This is a genomic window from Geobacter sp. 60473 (assembly GCF_036323535.1).
GTDB lineage: Bacteria > Desulfobacterota > Desulfuromonadia > Geobacterales > Geobacteraceae > Geobacter > Geobacter sulfurreducens.
Map to the genome: position 1 here is coordinate 3,278,373 of NZ_AP028967.1, position 18,993 is coordinate 3,297,365.

Genomic DNA, 18,993 nt, shown 5'->3' on the forward strand with positions numbered 1-18,993 from the left:
TTCTCTCTCCTTCCGCTGTGGATAAGCTGTCTTTGTACGGTTATTCGAGTTTGCCGAGAACGTCCGCAATGGTCTCGAAAGCGGTGGCGAGGCGTTCCTGGTCCCCTTCAGGCAGTCGGGCGAAGAGCTGCCGGTAGTTTTCGATGATGCCGTGCCTCAGTTCGCGGATGAGTTCTTCACCCCGGTCGGTGGTGTAGATGATCACCTGGCGGCGGTTGTCTTCATCCACGGCCCGATAGACGATGCCCAGGTTAACGAGGCGTTCCACCATCTCACTGGCTGAGCTCATGGCGATTCCCAGCTCCCGGGCCAGCAGGTTGAGCGGGCAGCTCCCCTTGTCGTAAATGGTGAGGAGCATCTTATACTGGTTGTATGTCAGGTCCATGCCGTCATGGACGAGGCTCCTGATCCGCCCCATCACGCGCATGATCACGGGGTACAGCTGTGCTATCCGTTCAATCTGTTCCATACGATCATCCCTGTTACGGTATACGAAATGTTCGGTTACCTAAATATTAGACTGCTGAACTGATTCTGTCAACCCCTGTTCATTGACAGGGGGGCAAAGTATCATTACATTCTGAGGGCTACATCATCGTGAAAGGATCTATGTCATGGCGCAGCACGACTATTACGAAACCCTCGGCCTGAAAAAGGGGGCAACCGAAGAGGAGATCAAGAAGGCCTACCGCAAACTGGCCATCAAGTATCACCCGGACAAAAATCCCGGCGACGCCGCGGCTGAGGAAAAATTCAAGGAGATCAACGAGGCCTATGCTGTCCTCTCCGATCCCCAGAAGCGGGCCCAGTACGATCAGTTCGGTTCCAACGGATTCCACCAGCGCTTCTCCCAGGAAGACATTTTCCGGGGGTTCGACGTGGGGGACATGTTCAAGGATATGGGGGTCGGCACCGACGACATCTTTTCCCGCATATTCGGAGGAGGATTCCGCCATGGTGGCTTCGGCTTCACAGGGACACGGCAGCGGGGCGAGGATTTTACCATGGAGCTTCCCGTCACCTTCCGGGAGGCTTACGCGGGCTGCGAAAAGCGGGTTGCGTACCGGCGGGACGGCATGCGGGAGGAGATCTCCGTCAAGGTCCCGGCCGGCGTTGAAACCGGGGCGCGCCTGCGGGTTGCGGGCAAGGGTGGGGGCGGCAGCGGCGGCACGGGGGACCTCTACCTGGTCGTGAAGGTGGGAGGCGATCCACAGTTCCACCGCGAAGGAGATGACATCGTGGTGGAGCGGGAGATCAAATTCACCGACGCGGCTCTCGGTACGAGCCTTGATGTGCCGACCCTGGAAGGGACCAAGCGAGTCAAGGTTCCCGCCGGTATCCAGGTCGGCACCAAGATTCGCCTGAAGGGCCTAGGTTTCCCCCACATGGGGAAAACGGCCAAGGGAGATCTCTACGTTCACATCAGTGTATCGGTTCCCCGGTCGCTTTCCGCCGACCAAAAGGCTATTCTGGAAAAGCTGCGTGAGGCGGGGCTGTAACGAGGGGTGCCGTCTGAATCACGGCGCCAGGGAGATGGGTATGGCATAAAAAACCCCCGGTGCCGCGGCTCGGGGGGTTTTTTATGCTTTGCTCGATTGGGCGGCTACTGCCGCAGTTCGATGGCCGCTCCCTTGCGCAGGTCAGCGACCCATTGGTTGAAGCGATCTTCTGATTTTTTGCGGTAAACCAGATCCTCCACCTCGGCCTTTACCTGCTCGAACGGCTTGGGGGTGCCGAGGGAGCGCTCTTCCAGCTTGACGATGTGGAGCCCTGTGGCGGTGTAGATGAGGTCGCTCACCTCGCCCGGCCGCATCCGCGCCAGCTGCTCCTCGAATTCCGGCAGGATGTCCCCCTTGCGGAAGGTCCCCAGATCGCCGCCGTTGCCCTTGGCGGCGGGATCGTCGGAATACTGGCGCGCCAGCTCGGCGAAATCCTTGCCCGACCGGGCCTCGTGCAGGACGGTCATGGCCGTGGTCATCACCTTTTTTACCTGCTCGGCGGACATCTTGTCGTCGAGCTTGAAATAGATGTTCCGCGCCTTGAAGATATCCTCGGCCCCGAACTTTGCCTTGTTCGCCTCGTAATACTCCCGCATCTCCCGCTCACCCACCTGGATCTTGGAACGGACCTCCTGGCTCACGAGCCGCAGCCGCTCCAGCTGTTCCTTGATCTGGGCCTTGTACTGGTCGAAGGAAAGCCCCTGGTTGGCCAACGCCGCCACAAGAGCCTCCGGGGAGAGCTTGTTCTGCCGTTTCACGTCTTCAATTGCCTGACGCACTTCCTCCTCACCCACCCGGATGTCGAGTTCGCGGATTTTCTGTTCCACGAGCTTTTTGTCGATGAGCCGATTGAGGGCGACCTCGTCCAGATTGGCAAGGGTCTTGGGGTCGGGAGGCGGCTGCTGGCGCTCGGCCTCCTTGAGAAGAGCCCGTTTCTCCTTGTCCACGGCGTAGGAGGTGACGATCTCATCGTTAACAACGGCGAGGATTCGACTTACCACCTCGGCGGACGAGAGGGACGGGAGAGTGAGGACGACGGCGAGAGATAAAGGTATGAGGCGTTTGATCATGGTCCGTTGTCTGCGCACGAAAGAGGAGGGGGCGACCCCTGGTGCGGTCCCGCCCCCTCCTGAAGGTGATTACGTCACTACTTGGCGGCGGGTGCCGCGGCAGGCTGCGTGGGAGCAGGATGCTCGGCCGCTGCGCTCTGGCCGCCGAGCCCCTTGAGCACGTCTTCCTTGATGGAGATCGTCGCGCCCTTCTTGATGTCTTCCTTGAGCTTCTGGAAGACTTCCTGCTGCTTGCCCGGCAGGACTGCTGCCTTGATCTGATCCTTCACTTCCTCAAAGGTGCGTTCGCCGGCGGGACGCTTGCCGGTCACCTTGATGATGTGGTAGCCGAACTGGGTCCTGACGATGCCGGAGGTCTCCCCGTCCTTGAGGCCGAAGGCGACTTTCTCGAATTCGGGGACCATGTTCCCCTTGCTGAACCAGCCCAGATCGCCACCCTTGGCAGCGGCTGAGTCGATGGAGTGCTTCTTGGCCAGTTCCTCGAAATTGGCTCCGCCCTTGAGTTCTTTCACGATCTCCTGAGCGAGCTTCTCATCCCGCACGAGAATGTGGCTGGCTTTAATCTGGGCGCCGGACTTGAATTTGTCCTTATTCTGATCGTAGAACTTCTTGAGTTCCTCGTCGGATACCTGGACCTGCTCCTCGACCTTCTTCTTGAGATAGGCCTCCACCACGACGCGCTTCTTGAGCTCTTCCACCCGGTCGGCAATCTCGGCGCTCTTGTCGACCCCGTCCTTCTTAGCCTGCTGGTAGAGGAGCTCGCGCACCACCATGGTGTCCAGCAGTTCCTTTTTCCCTTCCGGCGTATCCGCCATGGGCTTCAGGTAGGGAGGCAGTCCCTCAAGCTCCTTGTTGAAACTATCCACGGTGATGGCGTCACCGTTGACTTCCACGAGAACCTGGCCTGCTTTTTTGGCCGGAGCTGCCGTCGTGCCGGACTCGGTCTTGCCCTTGCAGCCGCCGAGAGCAGCCAGGCAGAGGGAGACCGAAAGGATGGTGACGATAGTGTGTCTCTTCACGGACGAACTCCTTTAAGCTAAATGATTTAAATACCGAACAATCTTACGGAAGCTAGCATATCACCCCAGCCTTTTCAAGAGATTTCTGGCTTCGGCCAGAACCCCCTCGAAGCTGGTGTCGGTCAGTTCCGCCACAAGGCGGAAGTCCGGGGTGAACTGGTACCGTTTTGGGTTTGCTTTAATGAGACTGATAGTGGTGTCGGGCGAAACAGGTGTTTTCTCGTGAAATGAGAGACAGAGCCGTTTGCCGTCAAACTCCGCCATCCGGACCAGGAAGTGCTTGAGCATGATCCGCAGCTTCATCACGTCCAGCAGGTAGGAGGCCGCCAGCGGCAGCGTGCCGAACCGGTCCACCAGTTCTTCCATGACCTCGCCCACCTCCTCTTCGGCCGTGGCCTGGGTCAGCTTCTTGTAGATGACGAGGCGCTGATTCGGTTCGCGCACATAGTCCTCGGGGATGAAGGCCGGCACCCGCAGGTTGATCTCCGGCTCCACCCGCTCTACCGGCTCCTCGCCCTTGAGTTTCTGGACCGCCTCTTCTAGGAGTTCTGTGTAGAGGTCGAAGCCGACGGCGGCAATGTTGCCCGACTGCTTGGCCCCCAGGAGATCGCCGGCGCCCCTGATCTCCAGGTCGTGGGTGGCCAGGCGGAAGCCGGCCCCCAGCTCGTTCAGTTCTTGGATGATCCGCAGCCGCTCCCGGGCATCGGACGAGATGGCGCCTTCGCCGGGTATGAGGAGATAGGCGTAGGCCCGCTGCCGGGAGCGCCCTACCCTTCCCCGCAACTGGTAAAGCTGGGCCAGTCCGAAGGTGTCAGCCCGGTCCACGATGAGGGTGTTGGCACTGGGGATGTCCAGGCCTGACTCGATGATCGTGGTGCAGAGCAGAAGGTTCGTTTCCCCGTGCATGAAGCCAAGCATCACCTTCTCCAGCTCGCCTTCGTCCATCTGGCCGTGCCCCACGGCGATCTTTGCCTCGGGCACGATGCGGCGCAGGTGTTCGTACCAGGCTCCGATGGACTGGACCCGATTGTGGACGAAGAACACCTGCCCTCCCCTTCGGAGCTCCCGCAGAACCGCTTCGCGGATGAGCTCGTCGGAGGTACGGGCCACGAAGGTCTTAACTGCCAGCCGATCCACGGGCGGGGTGTCGATGATGGAGAGGTCGCGGATACCCATGAGCGACATGTAGAGAGTGCGGGGAATGGGGGTGGCGGTGAGGGTCAGGATGTCCACCGCTGCCTTGTACTTTTTCAGCTTTTCCTTGTGGGTTACCCCGAAGCGCTGCTCCTCGTCCACGATGAGAAGCCCCAGGTCCTTGAACGTCACATCGTTTTGAAGGAGTCGGTGGGTGCCGATGATGACATCGACGGTCCCCTTTTTCACCCGCTCCAGGATGTCCTTCTGTTCCTTGGGAGTCCTGAAGCGGGAAACCATTTCAATGGTGACCGGGTAGACCCCAAGCCGCGCCCTGAAGGTCTCCAAATGCTGCTGGGCCAGGACTGTGGTCGGCACCAGGACCGCCACCTGCTTGCCGTCCATGACCGCCTTGAAAGCTCCCCGCATGGCCACTTCGGTCTTGCCGTAGCCCACGTCGCCGCAGACCAGCCGGTCCATGGGCCGGTTGCTGGTCATGTCGGCGATGACGTCTTCGATGGCAGCCAGCTGGTCGGAGGTCTCCTCGTAGGCGAAGGAGGCCTCGAACTCCCGGTAGAGATCGTCGGGGGGGGAAAACCGGTGCCCCTCGTGAAGTTGGCGGGCCGCGTAGATCCGCAAGAGTTCTTCGGCCATCTCCTGGACTGCCGCGCGGGCCTTGCCCTTGGCCTTCTCCCATGAGGTGCCGCCGAGCCGGTCGACCCGCGGTTCGATCCCCTCGGAGCCCACGTAGCGCTGCACCAGGCTGAGCCGGTCCACCGGCAGGTAGAGCTTGTCCCCCCCCGCATACTCCAGCAGCAGGAAGTCGCCGGCACAGCCGCTGAGCGAAAGGTGCTGGAGTCCACGGTAAATGCCGACCCCGTGGTCCAGGTGAACCATGTGATCGCCCGGCTTCAGCTCCGCCAGGGAGGTCATGATCTGCTTTTTGCGCAACTCGGTGATGCCGCGCCGTTTTTGCCGCTTGCCGAAGATTTCCTCTTCGGCGATGACCACGAGCCGTCCTTCCGGCAACCTGAACCCGCGAGAGATTTCGCCGATTACGATGTCCACCCTGCCGTCGTCCCGCTCCCGTTCCGCCGGGAAGGGGCGGTCCGAGACGGTAAGGGGGACCGGGTAATGGGCCAGTAACTCATACAGCCGCTGGGCCTGACCGCGCTGGTGGCAGGCTATGATCACCCGTTGCCGCTCCTCGATCCAGCCGGTCAGGCGAGCGGCCAGCGGCCGCAGGACCCCCTCGCTGTCGGGCGAGATGTCCACCTTGAGGTCGGCGTTCGTCTCGGTGGCAATGTCGATGGTCTCCGGGGAATCACCCTCGTTCAGGTGCAGGAAGGGGATGGTCACCAGTCTCCCCGCAGCCAGGGCGGCCGCAGTATCCGCCGGGGCGAGGAAGAGGCTTTCCGGCGCGGGAAAGAGCTCGCCCCGCTCCCGGGCGCGGTCGGAAGCCTCCTCCAGTTCCCGCGAGAGTCGTTCTCCCTCCTCTTCCTGGGCTGCCGGATCGACCAGGACCCGCACGGCGTCGCCGGCGTAGTCAAGCAGAGTCTCCAGATTCTGGTGAAAGAGGGGGAGAAGCCATTCGACACCTGCCGGGTAGAGACCGTTTTGGAGCTGTTCCAGCAGCTCGCGGCGGACCAGGGGGGATATCTCCAGATCGTCGCAGCGCGCCTTGATGCGAGATGCCGCCCCCTGCAGGGTATCGGCAGTCAGGAGCAGCTCCCGCGACGGGAGCAGCAGCAGCTCCTCCAGGGGCTGGAGGGAGCGTTGGGAGAGCGGCTCGAAGCTCCGGATGGTATCGACGAAGTCGCCGAAGAATTCGATCCGCACCGGCAGATCGAAGCCCGGCGGGAAGATGTCGACGATACCGCCCCGCACGGCAAAGGTTCCCCGGTCCTCCACCAGCGGCACGTTGAGGTAGCCGAGGGTCACGAGCCGCGACAGGAGATCGTCCCGGTCGCTCTCTTCGCCGGGCAGGAAGTAGAGAGAGGCGCTGTCCAGGAGGGAGCGCGGCACTACCCGTTGGCGCAGAGCCTCCGGTGTCGTGACCACGGCAGCGGCCCTGCGGTCCGCCAGCCGGCGCAGGACTGCCAGCCGCTGGGCCGTCACGTCGGCATGGGGCGATGCCTTGTCAAAGGGCGAGGTGTCCCAGGCGGGAAACAGAAGGATGTCGTCGGGTCTTCCCGTGAAGAACCGAAGTTCCGTAGAGAGCTCGGTGGCGGCTTCCGCGTCGGGGGCGACCACGAGGAGTGGAGCTCCCGCCTCCCCGATGAGCCGGGCCAGCAGATAGGCTGGCGAAGACCCCCTGAGCCCGGCAAGGGTGAGCCGGGCGGCAGGGGGAGCGAGGCGGTCGGCGAGGCGTTTGATGAGGTCGGTATCGGTCTGTGTCATTGGTTGGTTCTGTCGGATTACTGGGCGGCCATGATCGCTGGGACAGGATAGCAGATAGGCGCCGGGCTCGCCAATCACATCATGGCGGCGGCCAGTTCGCCAAGGGCATGGATGGCCCGTTCTACCCGATCGTCCCACCAGGCGGCGTTCAGGCGGATGCAGTTGCGGTACTTGCCGGTGGCCGAAAAAATTGGACCCGGCGCAATGGTGATACCCCTGGTGAGCGCCTGCTCGTAGAGAACCAGGGAGTCCACCCGCTCGGGGCATTCGACCCAGAGGACAAACCCCCCTTCGGGCCGGGTCACGCGGGTGCCGGCCGGGAAGGCCCGCCCCACCGCTTCGGCCATGAGGGACATCTGGCGGGCGTAGGTCCTGCGGATGCGCCGCAGGTGGTGATCATAGCCGCCGTTGGCCAGAAACTCCGCCACGGCAAGCTCCGTGGGCGTAGAGCAGGCGATGGTGGTCACCGCCTTGAGCCGCTCGATCTCCTTCTGGAAGATCCCCGGCGCCACCCAGCCGACCCGGTAGCCCGGCGCAACGGTCTTAGTGACCGATGTGCAGTACAGGACGAGCCCCGCCTCGTCAAAGGCCTTGGCCGCCCGCGGACGCTCCGGGGAGAAACTCAGATCACCGTAGATATCGTCCTCGATGAGGGGAACCCGGCGGGCCGCCAGCATCGCCACCAGTTCGCGCTTGTGGTCGTCGGGCATGAGGCTTCCCAGGGGGTTGTTGAAGTTGGCAACCACCAGGCAGGCCCGGATCGGGGTGTGATCAAGGGCGTAGCGCAGGGCGTCGAGGCTGATCCCCGTGCGGGGATGGGTGGGGATCTCCAGGGCCTTGAGCCCCATCAGGTCAATGGCCTGCAGGAAGTTGTAGTAGACCGGCGATTCCACCGCCACCGTGTCACCGGGACGGCATATGGCCCGCAGCGACAGGACCACCGCCTCGATGCAGCCGGAGGTGGTCACGATCTGGTCCGGTGCCAGGGCGCACCCCACGGCCAGCATCCGCCGGGCGATCTGGACCCGCAGCCGCTCGCAGCCGGGCGGCATGTCATAGGAGACGCTGGCCACGGCATGTTTCCGACTCTCGGTGGCGAGCATCCGGTTCAACCGGTCCACCGGCAGGAGCTCGGGATTGGGAATGGCGGCGCCCAGCGGGACAAGGTCCGGGTTGCGGGTATCCCGCATTACCATCATCGAGAGTTCCGCCGTGCCGACGGTTGTGGGTTTCAGGGGCGGCGCCGTCATTTCCGGCTCGGCTGTCGAGCCGGGGAAGCGGGCTCTCACGTAGTACCCTGACTGGGGACGCGCCTCGATGAGTCCCCGATCCTCGAGGAGGGTGTAGGCCTCCATCACCGTGGTGAGGCTCACCTGGAACTGCCGCCCCAGTGCCCTGACTGACGGAATCCGGTCCCCTGCCCGGAACGTTCCCTCGCCGATGAGTTGAGCCACGCGGTCGGCCACCGATTCGTAGAGAGGGATTTTACCTCCGCTTTTCACCGTGTTCATCGCTAGTGTCATGGTCCTCGTCTCCCCGAGAGCGTTTTCCGATCGGTACACTCGGTGGATGAAAGTATACGTCGCAACTCCATATGCTGGATAGACACAGTCGTCCCTCAATTAAACCATAACAGTTGGCTAAAAGTCACTATTGTATGTGTACAGATATTTTTTGCTCTCCCCTTCAGCGGCGGTAAAAAATAGCTAAAGGGATCGAAGGGTGATCCGATAAGTGAAAATGGGGAAAGAGGCATGATGCTCCGCTCCCCGCTTCAAACCCATGAGAAGGAAGCGTATCCGACTATGCTGAGGTATCTGCTCAGGTCATTCCTGTCGCTCGTGGCGGTGGCGTTCATCTGCGGCCCTGCCGTTGAATCAGCGGCATCCGCATCCGGGAACAGGGGGAAAAAAAGGCCCCTCGACTACGAGGAGTACGTCCGTCTCATCACGGGCGCGCCCCGCAAGGTTGCACGTAAGGAGCCGCGCAAGGTTGCACGTAAAGAGTCCAGCAAGCCCAAGGTTGAGGTTGCTGCGGCTGAAAAACCGGCCGCTGTCCAGCAGTCTGCGGTGACGGCAGCGGCTCCTGCTCCGCGCCGCGCCGTAACGCCCACGCCCTGCCGGGACGGATGGCGTCCCTCCCCCGAGCAGGTTCACGAGATCCTGCGCACCTCCCGCAATCTGGCGGGAGCCGTACTGCGCGGAGCCGTATTGGCCGGTTTTGATCTGCGCGGGGTAACCCTGTCCGGTGCCGACCTCTTCGGCGCGAATCTGGCGGGGGCCAATCTCGACGGCGCGAATCTGCGGGGCGCGTCGCTGGAAATGGTGAACCTGCGGGGAGCCAGTCTCAGGGGGGCCAACCTGGCCGGTGCGGGGCTGTTCAAGACTGATCTGGAAGGGTCCGACCTCCAGGGGGCCAACCTTTCGGGCGTGTACGCCGTGTGCGCCAATCTGCGGGGTGCCATCCTGGCGGGCGTCACTACCGTTGGCGGCCACTTCGCCCAGGCGGCCTTCGATGGCAGGAGTCAGGATACCGCGGTTGCGCAGGTACGGGGAGAGGATGCGACGCGGAGTGGCGTCGTCCCTGTTGTGGGAGGAGAAAAGGCACTGCCGCCGGGCGGCGAAAAGGGACGAATTCTGCTTCTGAATTTCTGAGATCGCCGCTGATCATGTCGGGAAACAAACGGAGCCGGCCCTTTGGGGACCGGCTCCGTTTGTTTCAGCGGCACGCGTCTTCCTCAAGATATTCCCGCGAGTAGCGTACGTAGTTGCCTGCCGAGCGCTTCAGCCAGGCAATCTCGTCGGGGGTCAGGTCGCGCTTGTACTTTGCCGGCGCCCCCACCCAGAGGGTATGGGGCGGAATGACGGTCCCCTCGGTCACCAGTGCCCGAGCCCCCACGAGCGCTCCTTCGCCCACCACCGCCTTGTCCATGACCATTGCCTGCATGCCGATGAAGGCGCCATTGCCGATGGTGCAGCCGTGGAGGGTCACGCTGTGCCCGACCGTCACGTCATCGCCGATGACAAGGGGGGCTCCCGGGTCGTCGGCGTGCTTTTTGTGAGTCACATGAAGCATGGAGAGATCCTGGATGTTGCTCCGGGCGCCGATGCGGATGAAGTTGACGTCGCCTCGGGCAACCACGTTGTACCAGATGCTGCTTTCGGGGCCGATGGTTACGTCACCGATGACAACGGCGGTTTCGGCAACGAAGGCCGACGGGGCGATCTGCGGGCTCATTCCCTTGAAAGGGCGAATCATGGGATACCTCTGGCTGCGGTGATAGGTCCGGTGTCAATCCCGGGGGATGGCGATCATCCGGTCCAGGGCGTGCTTGGCCGGCACCCGGATTTCTTCGGGGACCTTCACTGCCGGCGACATGGTCTGCAGGCTCGCCAGCACGTCTTCCAGGGAGGTCAGCTTCATGTTGGGGCAAATGAGGGCCGGTGAGGCGAGGATGAACTCCTTGTCCGGATTCTCCAGGCGGAGCCGGTAGAGAATTCCCGCCTCGGTGCCGATGATGAACCGCCGTGCCGGGCTTTTACGGCAGTATTCGTACATACCGCTCGTGGAGCAGACGTGGTCCGCAAGGGCCACGACCAGGGGGTTGCACTCGGGATGGCAGATGAAGAGGGCGTCGGGGTGCGCTTCCTTGAGCCTCTGGACGTCGGCGGGCTTCAGCCGCTCGTGGGTGGGGCAGAAGCCGTCCCAGAAGTGGAACGTCTTGCCGGACTGCTTTGCCACGAACTGCCCCAGGTTACGGTCGGGAACGAAGATCACCTCCGGGTCCGGGAGGGAATTCACCACCTTCACCGCATTGGCCGAGGTGCAGCAGATGTCGCTGACGGCCTTCACCGCCGCCGAGGAGTTCACGTAGGTGACAACCGGCACGCCGGGATGACGGGACTTCATCTCCAGCAACGCGTCGGCGGTTACCATGTCTGCCATGGGGCAGCCGGCATCCATGCGCGGCAGAAGGACCGTTTTGTCCGGCGAGAGGATCGAGGCCGACTCGGCCATGAAGTGGACCCCGCAGAAAACGATGACGTCCGCGCCGGTGCGGGCCGCCTCCTGGGAGAGAGCGAGCGAGTCGCCGGTTATGTCGGCAATCTCCTGCACCTCGTCCCTCATGTAGTTGTGGGCCAGGAGCACAGCGTTACGCTCCTTCAGGAGCTTCCGTATGTCCTGTCTGATGTCGTTGGCGTGCATGGCGCGCTCTCCCGTGTCGCAGGCGCCCGTATACGGCGCGAAATGGGGTAGATGGTAATCAATGTTCGCCGCGCTGTCAAACCCTTTAGGCCGCCTTCTGCAGGCTGCGCTTGACATAACTGGGCAGAACACCTATTATTTTCACAGCCGCGCAGTCGGGTTTCTGTCGCGCGTGCAGCCAGATGCGGCGGATCGGAGGCACCGGCTGCCGAAAAGAGGAGGAAGGACACCATGTTTGGAATCGGGATGCCGGAGCTTATCGTTATACTCGTCATCGCCCTGATTGTCATCGGGCCCCAGAAGCTCCCCGACATTGCCCGTTCGCTCGGCAAGGGGCTGGCGGAGTTCAAGCGCGCCTCGGACGATTTCCAGCGGAACCTGGCTGAAGAGGTCCGGACGCTGGATGAGAAGGAAAAGGCGGAAAAGGGGGAGGCCGCTGCCGAGCCCGTCAAGCGGGACCTGGCTGCCGAGGTTAAGGCCTACGAGGAGCAGGCCGCCAGCGGGGCGCACCAGGGCGAACCGGCCCCTGGTGAGGGCAGCCCGGAATCCGAGAAAAAAACAGCCTAGCTCATCGTTGGCCAGGGGACAGAAACAAACAAGGCGGGGTGAAAACCCCGCCTTGTTTTATTTAAGCTCCTTGAGCCTGTCTTTTGCCCGTTTAGCCTCCTCCGAGGAGGGATAGTCGTCCACAAGCTTGCGGAGGACGAAGCGGGCGCTTTTGGTGTCGCCGATCTCAGAGAAGGCCGCAGCCTGCTTGAGCATGGCGGCCGGCACCTTTTCCTTGCCCGGATAGTTCTTGATGACATCCTGGAATTCCAGAATCGCCTGTTCGAATTTCTTCTCGCTGTAGTAAGTCTCGCCCGTCCAGTACCGGGCGTTGGCCGCCAGTTCGTGCTTGGGATGTTGTTCCAGGAAGCGGGTAAAGCTTTCGCGGGCAACGCCGTAATTTCCCGCCCGGTAGGCGTCGAGTCCCTTCTGGTACAGGGCTTCGGGAGTCGGCTTTTCCGCCTCCTTCGGCTGGGTTGCCTGCTCGGCCACCTTTTTCTGCAGCGCCTCGATACCTGTCTCGGTCTTGGCCAGTCGCTGGTCAAGGGCCGTGAGCCTGCGCTCCAGATCTTCCCGCAGGAGGAGCAGATCATCGCCCGGCTTTTTGGCGGCGAGTTCAACGTCGTCCACCTTGCCCGCGAGGACCTGCATGTCCACCTTTATCCCGTCCATGGCCGCCTGCAGGTCGGCCAGCCCCTTGCGGACTCCGGCCCGTTCCGAGTTCAGGTCCTTGAATGAGCTCTCAATGCGCGCAGTCGCCTCGGTCCGTACGCCGCCGACCTCTTTCTCCATCTGGAACTGGCGGTTCTTGAGTTCGTCCAGATCGCGCCGGACAACGTCAAGGTCACTGCTGGTGACACACCCTCCGAGGGTGAAAAGGGCCAGGGCAGTCAAAGGCATGGTCAACTGTTTCATGGGCTAATCGGTCTCCTTTGGCTGGAGGGACGGTGTTGTCACAGAAAAAGGGAGCCGTCAACGGCTCCCCTCCGTTCCGGACCTTGAGGGATTATTTTACGATCACGAATTCAGCCCGCCGGTTTTTCGTCCAGGCTTCATCAGTGTGGCCGGGATCAAGGGGCTTTTCTTCGCCGTAGCTGATGATCGACAGCCGTGCGGCCGGCACTCCCAGGGTGATCAGGTAGTTCATGGCAGCCTTTGCCCGTTTTTCACCCAGGGCCAGGTTGTATTCGTCGGAGCCCCGCTCGTCGCAATGTCCTTCGATGGATACCTTGGCGTTGGGAAACTTTTTCAGCAGCGCCTCGGCATTGCGGGAGAGCGTGTCGCGGGCGGTCTGGGAGAGGACAAACGCGTCGAACTCGAAATAGATGCGCTCAAGGGATGTTTCGGCGGCCTCGGCTCTGCCTGAGGTGTCCGATGTCTGTGAAGCCACCGCCACCGGGGCTTCAGTTATGGTCTGGGCTTTGACCGGTTCTTCCTTGGGCTGGGCAGGCTGCGGTGCCGGCGATACGGGCGTTGCGGCAATCGGCGTAGCGGCCTGGTCGGGTTTCACCATTTCCTTCTTTGCGCAGCCGCCAACGAGAGACAGGGCGAAGCAAGCCAGGGCAACAACACCGAGTGTGCGAGAATACATGGTTCCTCTCCTTTTTGTTAATGCAGTGGTCGGGCGGGTACGACCCGCGCCGCGTCAACTCGAACAATTATATATAATGGAGAAGCTTTTTCAATGGGTTAGATGGTAACTGCAAGTAAAAACGATGTCTTACCACCGTGGCGACCAAGTTGGGTGGGATGCTTTTCCCTTGCTTCGGTAGACCCGCGTCTGGCCGCTGCCGTCGGAACGCATGACGTAGATGGCTTCACCTCCGTCGCGGGTGGAGCTGAACGTCAGAAATCGCCCGTCCGGGGACCAGCGGGGATGCTCGTTGCTCCCTTCGCTGGTAAGGCGGGTATCACCGGTTCCGTCCGGTGCGATGGAGTAGATCTGGAAGCCCCCCTCCTGACGACAGTAGACGATCCTGTCCCCCTTGGGTGACCAGCGGGGTGAGACATTATAGGCGCCGCTGGTTGTGAGTCGCCGCACGTCGGAGCCGTCGGCGTTCATGATGAATACCTGGGGCTTGCCGAGCCGGTCCGAGACAAAAGCGATCCGCTTGCCATCCGGTGACCAGGCGGGTGAAACATCAATGGCCTGATGGGTGGTGAGCCGCCTGGGGTCCCTGCCGTCACGGGAAATTGCGTAGATTTCGGAGTTGCCGTCCCTGCTCATGGCAAGGGCCAGTTGTTTGCCGTCCGGGGACCAGGTGCCGGTAACGTTGATGCCCCGGTGTGACGATACCACCGCTTCCGTTCCGGTGAATATTTCGCGTCGAAAAAGATCCGGATTGCCGCGGCGGTAGGAGGTATAGGCGAGCTCACGACCGTTGGGGGAAAAATCGGGATTCAGGTTGATGGAGCGGTTCTTCGTGAGACGCTGCACGTTATGCCCGTCGTAGTCCATCAGGTAGATTTCCTTGTTGCCGCTCTCGGTGGAGACAAAGGCGATCTTGCCCGTGAAAGGACCCCGCTCGCCGGTCATCGCCTGCATGATGTCATCGGAAAAGGTGTGGGTAATCCGCCTCAGATCCGAGCGTTTACCGGTATAGCGCTTGGCAGCGAGTTCGCGCCCCTGGGTGGCGTTGTAAAGGCGGAACTCCATGGTAACGGAGTCCCCCGTTATGGTGTAGCCGCTTTTGACCAGCAGGTCGACGCCGGCACTTCTCCATGAGTCCAGGTCAAATTCACCAGGACGAATCCCTCCCGGTGAAGTGCCCTCCGGCGGAGCCATTACGCTGAAGGGGCCCGCCAAGGTCATGTCGAATCTGAGTACCTCGGCCGCATCCCGGGCCAGGGCGGCATCGTCGGCACCGCCGAGATCCCGTGGATTGTCGACGGCAAGGGTGAGGCTGTGGGCCCCCGCGGCGGTCACCTCGCGGTAGACGTCCTCGGAATGGATCACCGCCGGGGTGACGGCGGCGACCAGCAGGGCGAGGAGCATGGCACAGATTCTTACGTGTTTCATTGTCTCTTCCCTACCCCCTCCGGCCTGAAGATGAAGCCGGTTTCGAACTCCCCCCCGGACGGCGGCGGAGTGAACGTTTTCTCCGCCATGGCGATGGCCTTCATGACCGATTCCTCGAAGATCCGGTCGCCGGTCGAGCGTTCGATCCGCTGGCGTGCTACGCGGCCGCGGGGGTCTATGGTCAGCCGGATCACCACTTCGGGCGTCTTTGCCTGGTGGGCGATAGTGTAGCGGAATGCGTCCCTGAGACGTGACTGGATGTACGCGGCGTAATCGCTTCCGGCCTGGGTGCCGGTCGCACCGGGCATTCCTGCCGGTTCGGCCCGGCCGCTGCCGTCCACTTTGCGCCTGAGAGCATCGAGGGCCGCTTCCTGGCGCCGCTCGTCCACATTGCGTTGGAGCGCGGAAAGCCGATCTTCGAACTCTTTGCCGGTGTCGGCTGTGGTGGGCGATTTTTTGCCGACAGCAGCCGGGGCGTGGGGTGTCGGCCGGGGAATGGTCATGGTCTGGCCGACGGGAGGGGGCGGTTCGGGAGGGGCTCCGCCGACCGTGGGACTTCCGGCTCTCGGAGATGCTACCGGCAGGTTCACCACGTCAACATAGTAGACCGGGGCCTCCGTGTAGCGCGGTACCTGAAAGCGGACGACCAGGGCCAGTGCGACGAGGGCCATGTGGAGCAGAGCCGATGCCGCCAACCCCCAGCCAAGGCCCGATTCTCGATGTGCGATACTGCGGTTCATTTCCCCGGCGCGGGCTCCGTCACCATGCCAAGACGCTCAATGCCGGCACCTTTGATTTCAGCCATGGTTTTGACCACCTGACCGTAAGGGACATCCCGGTCAGCCTTCAGGAAAACCTCCTTCTTGGCCCGGTTTGCCACCATGGCGGTCAGCTTGGCCGTCAGGTCGCCGGAGGCCACTTCGGTGCTGTTCACGAACACCTTGCCGGCCCGGTCGATGGAGACCACTACTGCCTCGTCCTGGGCGGTCATGGCCTTGGTCTCGGCTTTGGGAAGGTTTACCTGGACCCCCTGCTGCATCATGGGTGCAGTCACCATGAAAATGATGAGGAGCACGAGCATGACGTCAACCAGGGGGGTGACGTTGATCTGCGACATGGTGCCGCGGTCGCCGCTGTTTCTGCTGCCGACTTCCATACTGACTCCCTATTTTCCCGCAAAGGTCCGCTGGACGATGTTGAGGAATTCGGTGGAGAAGTTGTCCATGGAGGCGATGAGGACCTTGATCTTGTGCTGGAAGTGGTTGTAGGCCATGACCGCCGGGATGGCAGCCACCAGGCCGATGGCGGTGGCGATCAGCGCCTCGGCGATGCCCGGTGCCACGACGGCCAGCGATGCGGAGCCGGTTTCACCGATCCCCTTGAACGCGTTCATGATCCCCCAGACCGTCCCGAACAGCCCGATGAAGGGTGCCGTGGAGCCGGTGGTGGCCAGGAAGGTCACGTACTTCTCCAGCCTGGTGATCTCCGAGGTGGTCGCGCGGCGCAGCGCACGGGCGATGTTATCGATCCCCCCCAGGTCGGTGCTCACCACGCCCGGCTCGTCCCGTTGCTCCCCTCCTTTGTCGAGAAGCCGGCGCAACTCGGCGTAGCCTTCGTTGAACAGTACCGACAGGGGGGAGTTTCCGAACCGGTCCAGTTGGGAGCTGATGGCATCGAACCGCTTGGTTTTCCAGAAGAAGTCAAGGAACCGGTCCGATTCGCCGTTTGCCCGGTTGATCTGCAGGAGCTTGAAGAAAATGATGGCCCAGGAAACCACGGAAAAGAAGATGAGCACGACCAGTACCAGCTTGACCACCAGCCCGGTCCCAGCGAATAGTGTCACGATGCAACCTCCGGTTGAGGGTGTCCGCCCTCGGAATAATGAAATAGGAACGACAAGGTAGCTTAGACCTTGTCCTTGTGCCCGTCAACTGTTTCAGTAGCAGGAAGGCCTGCGGTCGGCGAAGCAGGGTATCTGGTCGCGCCATGTCTCCATCACCTGGAAGTCGAGGGTTGCCATGGGTTCGCATGGGTCGTAGCCGCCTTCGGCCAGGAGCTCTCCCTTGGGGTCGATGATCAGGCTGGAGCCGAAGAAGTCGAGCTTGCCCTGGACTCCGCAGCAGTTGGCGGCCACCACGAAGAGCTGGTTCTCGATGGCCCGGGCCCGCAACAGCGCCCGCCAGTGTTCTTCCCGCGGTTTGGGCCACTCGGCCGGGACGACGATGATTTCGGCGCCTTCAACCGCCAGCCGTCTCGCCAACTCCGGGAAGCGAAGGTCGTAGCAGATGAAAACGCCGAGCCGGCCCACGTGGGTATCGACCACCAGCCACCGGTCGCCGCCGTCCAGGGAGCGGTCCTCCCCCATGAGGGAGAAGAGGTGGATCTTGCGGTATGAGCCGAGCAGTTCGCCATGATCGAGAACATACGCGGTATTGAAGACCTTTTCACCGTGGGGCTCCGGCATGCTGCCGACGATGACCATTTCCAGTTCCCTGGAGAGCCGGCCCAGTTCCGCCACCACTTCAGGGGTCCGCTTGGCCAGTTCGTTGAGCTCCTTGTAGGCGTAGCCGGTACTCCACATCTCGGGGAGAACCGCCAGCCGGCACCCCTGGGATGCCAGCCGCCGCAGGGCCTTCTGGACGTACGCCACGTTGGCGTCGATATCGCCGAGCCTGACAGTGAACTGTACGGCTCCTGCCTTGACGGTCCGATTCATGGGAAAGCCTCCGGGTGCAGGGGATACAAGCCCTGTGGATGACGAACGAGTGTACCGTCAACCCGCTTATATTTCAACTCAATAGATGGTGGACGGCCGGCTGGGCGGTGGCGTATCATGGGGGGCATGAGCGAGTCGCTGCATCTTTACGTCCATATCCCTTTTTGCCTGAAGAAGTGCCGTTACTGTTCTTTCGTTTCCCGGTCGGACGCCCCCTTGGAGATCGACGACTACGCCTCCCTCGTGACTCTGGAGATGGCGAAGATGGCAACGGCGGCTATCCTCCCCCCCTCTCCTGCCGCTACTCTCTATCTTGGCGGAGGGACCCCGTCGCTCCTGTCGCCGGCGGCCCTGGAGCGCATCATCGGGGCGGCAGCGCGCTGCTATGGCCTTGGCCCCGGCGCGGAGATAACCCTGGAGGCTAATCCCGGCACCGTCACGCTGCGGCGGCTCGCCGATTTCCGCTCCGCGGGGGTGAATCGCCTCTCCCTGGGCGTCCAGTCCTTCGACGACGGGATGCTGGCCCTGCTGGGCCGGCTTCACACCGCCCGCCAAGCGAGGGATGCCGTTGCGGCGGCCCGTCGTGCCGGCTTCGACAATATCGGCATCGACCTCATCCACTCGCTTCCCGGCCAGACGCCCGACCAATGGCGCGAGCAACTGGCCTGCGCCGTGGCTCTTAATCCTGATCACGTTTCGGCCTACGGTCTCACGGTTGAGGAGGGCACCCCCTTCGCGGCCATGGAGGAGCGGGGAGAGCTGGTGCTGCCCGACGAAGAGCAGTCGGCCCTCATGTTCGAAGCCACGGCGGACGTGCTGGTCTCCGCCGGCTTCGAGCACTATGAGATCGCCAATTTTGCCCGTCCGCACCGGCGCTCACGCCACAATCAGGCTTACTGGCTCCGCCGAAACTACCTGGGATTCGGCGCGGGCGCCCATTCCTTTCTGCGCGCTCCGGCCTATGGCGTGCGCTGGAAGAATGCCGACGACCTGGAACACTATCGCGACACCCTTGCGGCGGAGCTTCCCGGGGAGGAGCAGACGGTTCTTTCCCGTACCGACGCCATGGCCGAGTATTTTTTCCTCGGGCTCCGGCTGCTGGACGGGGTGCGGGAAGAGGAGTTCGTCCGCGAGTTCGGCGATACGGTGAATAACGTGTACGGTCGCGAAGTGGAACGCCTTTGCTCGGCAGGGCTCCTCATGCGCGATGGGGGCAGATTGAAGCTCACCCGCCGGGGAGCCATTCTCGCCAACCGGGTATTCGCCTCCTTTCTCTGACCCGCCTGTGTCACTCGTGTATTCCCCCTTCAGAAGCGGGAAACCCCCTTGACAAAGCGGGGGTCGGTTGTTACTTTAGCAACCAGTTAGCACTCACGTCCCTTGA

The 18,993-nt window shown here is 62.2% G+C and carries 18 protein-coding genes; 4 read left to right on the top strand and 14 right to left on the bottom strand.

Translation table 11 applies throughout. The features are described from left to right. Nucleotides 1-40: 40 nt before the first annotated feature. Nucleotides 41-469 (bottom strand): MarR family winged helix-turn-helix transcriptional regulator, encoded by a 429-nt coding sequence (locus tag AABA48_RS14820; RefSeq protein WP_010940691.1) that lies wholly within the window; start codon nt 467-469, stop codon nt 41-43. A gap of 145 nt (nt 470-614) precedes the next feature. Here AABA48_RS14820 and AABA48_RS14825 point away from each other — a divergent pair, with 145 nt between their 5' ends. After that, nucleotides 615-1,499 (top strand): J domain-containing protein, encoded by an 885-nt coding sequence (locus AABA48_RS14825; protein WP_286351097.1) that lies wholly within the window; start codon nt 615-617, stop codon nt 1,497-1,499. Nucleotides 1,500-1,603: 104 nt separating this feature from the next. On the opposite strand, the gene AABA48_RS14830 is transcribed toward AABA48_RS14825, so the two are convergent. The 4 genes from AABA48_RS14830 to AABA48_RS14845 all read right to left on the bottom strand — a co-directional run bounded on the left by AABA48_RS14830 (nt 1,604) and on the right by AABA48_RS14845 (nt 8,645). After that, the gene (locus AABA48_RS14830) at nt 1,604-2,569 is read right to left on the bottom strand and encodes a peptidylprolyl isomerase (RefSeq protein WP_286351098.1); all 966 of its coding nucleotides are present in this window, start codon (nt 2,567-2,569) and stop codon (nt 1,604-1,606) included. Between the two features lie 77 nt (nt 2,570-2,646). Continuing rightward, nucleotides 2,647-3,588, bottom strand: a complete 942-nt coding sequence (locus AABA48_RS14835; protein WP_286351099.1) for a peptidylprolyl isomerase — start codon at nt 3,586-3,588, stop codon at nt 2,647-2,649. Between the two features lie 60 nt (nt 3,589-3,648). After that, a complete protein-coding gene (mfd, locus tag AABA48_RS14840) occupies nt 3,649-7,122 on the bottom strand; it encodes a transcription-repair coupling factor (protein ID WP_338270697.1) in 3,474 nt (1,157 codons plus the stop codon). 74 nt (nt 7,123-7,196) lie between these two features. Then, complete coding sequence (locus AABA48_RS14845) at nt 7,197-8,645, bottom strand: aminotransferase-like domain-containing protein (RefSeq protein ID WP_286351101.1); 1,449 nt, start codon at nt 8,643-8,645, stop codon at nt 7,197-7,199. 282 nt (nt 8,646-8,927) lie between these two features. Between AABA48_RS14845 and AABA48_RS14850 the strand changes: the two genes are divergently transcribed. Further along, on the top strand, nt 8,928-9,776 hold the full coding sequence (locus tag AABA48_RS14850; protein ID WP_286351102.1) for a pentapeptide repeat-containing protein: 849 nt from the start codon (nt 8,928-8,930) through the stop codon (nt 9,774-9,776). 64 nt (nt 9,777-9,840) lie between these two features. Here the strand turns inward: AABA48_RS14850 and AABA48_RS14855 are convergent, their stop codons facing one another. Together AABA48_RS14855 and nadA are read right to left on the bottom strand one after the other, a co-directional pair. Continuing rightward, complete coding sequence (locus AABA48_RS14855; RefSeq protein WP_286351103.1) at nt 9,841-10,380, bottom strand: gamma carbonic anhydrase family protein; 540 nt, start codon at nt 10,378-10,380, stop codon at nt 9,841-9,843. 33 nt (nt 10,381-10,413) lie between these two features. Continuing rightward, nucleotides 10,414-11,328, bottom strand: a complete 915-nt coding sequence (gene nadA / locus AABA48_RS14860) for a quinolinate synthase NadA (protein ID WP_286351104.1) — start codon at nt 11,326-11,328, stop codon at nt 10,414-10,416. 231 nt (nt 11,329-11,559) lie between these two features. Between nadA and AABA48_RS14865 the strand changes: the two genes are divergently transcribed. Continuing rightward, nucleotides 11,560-11,895: a TatA/E family twin arginine-targeting protein translocase gene (locus AABA48_RS14865; protein ID WP_286351105.1), complete on the top strand. Its 336-nt coding sequence runs from the start codon at nt 11,560-11,562 to the stop codon at nt 11,893-11,895. Nucleotides 11,896-11,952: 57 nt separating this feature from the next. Here AABA48_RS14865 and ybgF read toward each other — a convergent pair whose 3' ends face one another. The 7 genes from ybgF to AABA48_RS14900 all read right to left on the bottom strand — a co-directional run bounded on the left by ybgF (nt 11,953) and on the right by AABA48_RS14900 (nt 17,609). Beyond that, nucleotides 11,953-12,789, bottom strand: coding sequence for a tol-pal system protein YbgF (ybgF, locus tag AABA48_RS14870; protein WP_286351106.1), 837 nt, complete (start codon nt 12,787-12,789; stop codon nt 11,953-11,955). Nucleotides 12,790-12,880: 91 nt separating this feature from the next. Further along, on the bottom strand, nt 12,881-13,465 hold the full coding sequence (gene pal, locus AABA48_RS14875) for a peptidoglycan-associated lipoprotein Pal (protein WP_286351107.1): 585 nt from the start codon (nt 13,463-13,465) through the stop codon (nt 12,881-12,883). A gap of 129 nt (nt 13,466-13,594) precedes the next feature. Beyond that, a complete protein-coding gene (gene tolB, locus AABA48_RS14880) occupies nt 13,595-14,893 on the bottom strand; it encodes a Tol-Pal system beta propeller repeat protein TolB (protein ID WP_286351108.1) in 1,299 nt (432 codons plus the stop codon). After that, nucleotides 14,890-15,633, bottom strand: coding sequence for an energy transducer TonB (locus AABA48_RS14885; protein WP_286351109.1), 744 nt, complete (start codon nt 15,631-15,633; stop codon nt 14,890-14,892). Before AABA48_RS14885 ends, tolB begins: the two co-directional genes overlap by 4 nt. Continuing rightward, nucleotides 15,630-16,049 (bottom strand): protein TolR, encoded by a 420-nt coding sequence (gene tolR, locus AABA48_RS14890; RefSeq protein ID WP_010940705.1) that lies wholly within the window; start codon nt 16,047-16,049, stop codon nt 15,630-15,632. The genes AABA48_RS14885 and tolR overlap by 4 nt, the downstream gene beginning before the upstream one ends. A 9-nt stretch (nt 16,050-16,058) precedes the next feature. Next, a complete protein-coding gene (gene tolQ, locus AABA48_RS14895; RefSeq protein ID WP_010940706.1) occupies nt 16,059-16,736 on the bottom strand; it encodes a protein TolQ in 678 nt (225 codons plus the stop codon). 93 nt (nt 16,737-16,829) lie between these two features. Beyond that, nucleotides 16,830-17,609 (bottom strand): carbon-nitrogen family hydrolase, encoded by a 780-nt coding sequence (locus tag AABA48_RS14900; protein ID WP_286351110.1) that lies wholly within the window; start codon nt 17,607-17,609, stop codon nt 16,830-16,832. A 126-nt stretch (nt 17,610-17,735) separates the two neighbouring features. On the opposite strand from AABA48_RS14900, the gene hemW reads away from it, so the two are divergent. Then, complete coding sequence (hemW, locus tag AABA48_RS14905) at nt 17,736-18,887, top strand: radical SAM family heme chaperone HemW (RefSeq protein WP_286352543.1); 1,152 nt, start codon at nt 17,736-17,738, stop codon at nt 18,885-18,887. Nucleotides 18,888-18,993: the final 106 nt, after the last annotated feature.

What these genes read in the sequence shown, in the direction of transcription:
- AABA48_RS14820 (WP_010940691.1), bottom strand. Translation starts at nt 469, where the DNA reads ATGGAACAGATTGAACGGATAGCACAGCTGTACCCCGTGATCATGCGC.
- AABA48_RS14825 (WP_286351097.1), top strand. Translation starts at nt 615, where the DNA reads ATGGCGCAGCACGACTATTACGAAACCCTCGGCCTGAAAAAGGGGGCA.
- AABA48_RS14830 (WP_286351098.1), bottom strand. Translation starts at nt 2,569, where the DNA reads ATGATCAAACGCCTCATACCTTTATCTCTCGCCGTCGTCCTCACTCTC.
- mfd (WP_338270697.1), bottom strand. Translation starts at nt 7,122, where the DNA reads ATGACACAGACCGATACCGACCTCATCAAACGCCTCGCCGACCGCCTC.
- AABA48_RS14845 (WP_286351101.1), bottom strand. Translation starts at nt 8,645, where the DNA reads ATGACACTAGCGATGAACACGGTGAAAAGCGGAGGTAAAATCCCTCTC.
- AABA48_RS14850 (WP_286351102.1), top strand. Translation starts at nt 8,928, where the DNA reads ATGCTGAGGTATCTGCTCAGGTCATTCCTGTCGCTCGTGGCGGTGGCG.
- AABA48_RS14855 (WP_286351103.1), bottom strand. Translation starts at nt 10,380, where the DNA reads ATGATTCGCCCTTTCAAGGGAATGAGCCCGCAGATCGCCCCGTCGGCC.
- nadA (WP_286351104.1), bottom strand. Translation starts at nt 11,328, where the DNA reads ATGCACGCCAACGACATCAGACAGGACATACGGAAGCTCCTGAAGGAG.
- AABA48_RS14865 (WP_286351105.1), top strand. Translation starts at nt 11,560, where the DNA reads ATGTTTGGAATCGGGATGCCGGAGCTTATCGTTATACTCGTCATCGCC.
- ybgF (WP_286351106.1), bottom strand. Translation starts at nt 12,789, where the DNA reads ATGAAACAGTTGACCATGCCTTTGACTGCCCTGGCCCTTTTCACCCTC.
- pal (WP_286351107.1), bottom strand. Translation starts at nt 13,465, where the DNA reads ATGTATTCTCGCACACTCGGTGTTGTTGCCCTGGCTTGCTTCGCCCTG.
- tolB (WP_286351108.1), bottom strand. Translation starts at nt 14,893, where the DNA reads ATGAAACACGTAAGAATCTGTGCCATGCTCCTCGCCCTGCTGGTCGCC.
- AABA48_RS14885 (WP_286351109.1), bottom strand. Translation starts at nt 15,633, where the DNA reads ATGAACCGCAGTATCGCACATCGAGAATCGGGCCTTGGCTGGGGGTTG.
- tolR (WP_010940705.1), bottom strand. Translation starts at nt 16,049, where the DNA reads ATGGAAGTCGGCAGCAGAAACAGCGGCGACCGCGGCACCATGTCGCAG.
- AABA48_RS14900 (WP_286351110.1), bottom strand. Translation starts at nt 17,609, where the DNA reads ATGAATCGGACCGTCAAGGCAGGAGCCGTACAGTTCACTGTCAGGCTC.
- hemW (WP_286352543.1), top strand. Translation starts at nt 17,736, where the DNA reads ATGAGCGAGTCGCTGCATCTTTACGTCCATATCCCTTTTTGCCTGAAG.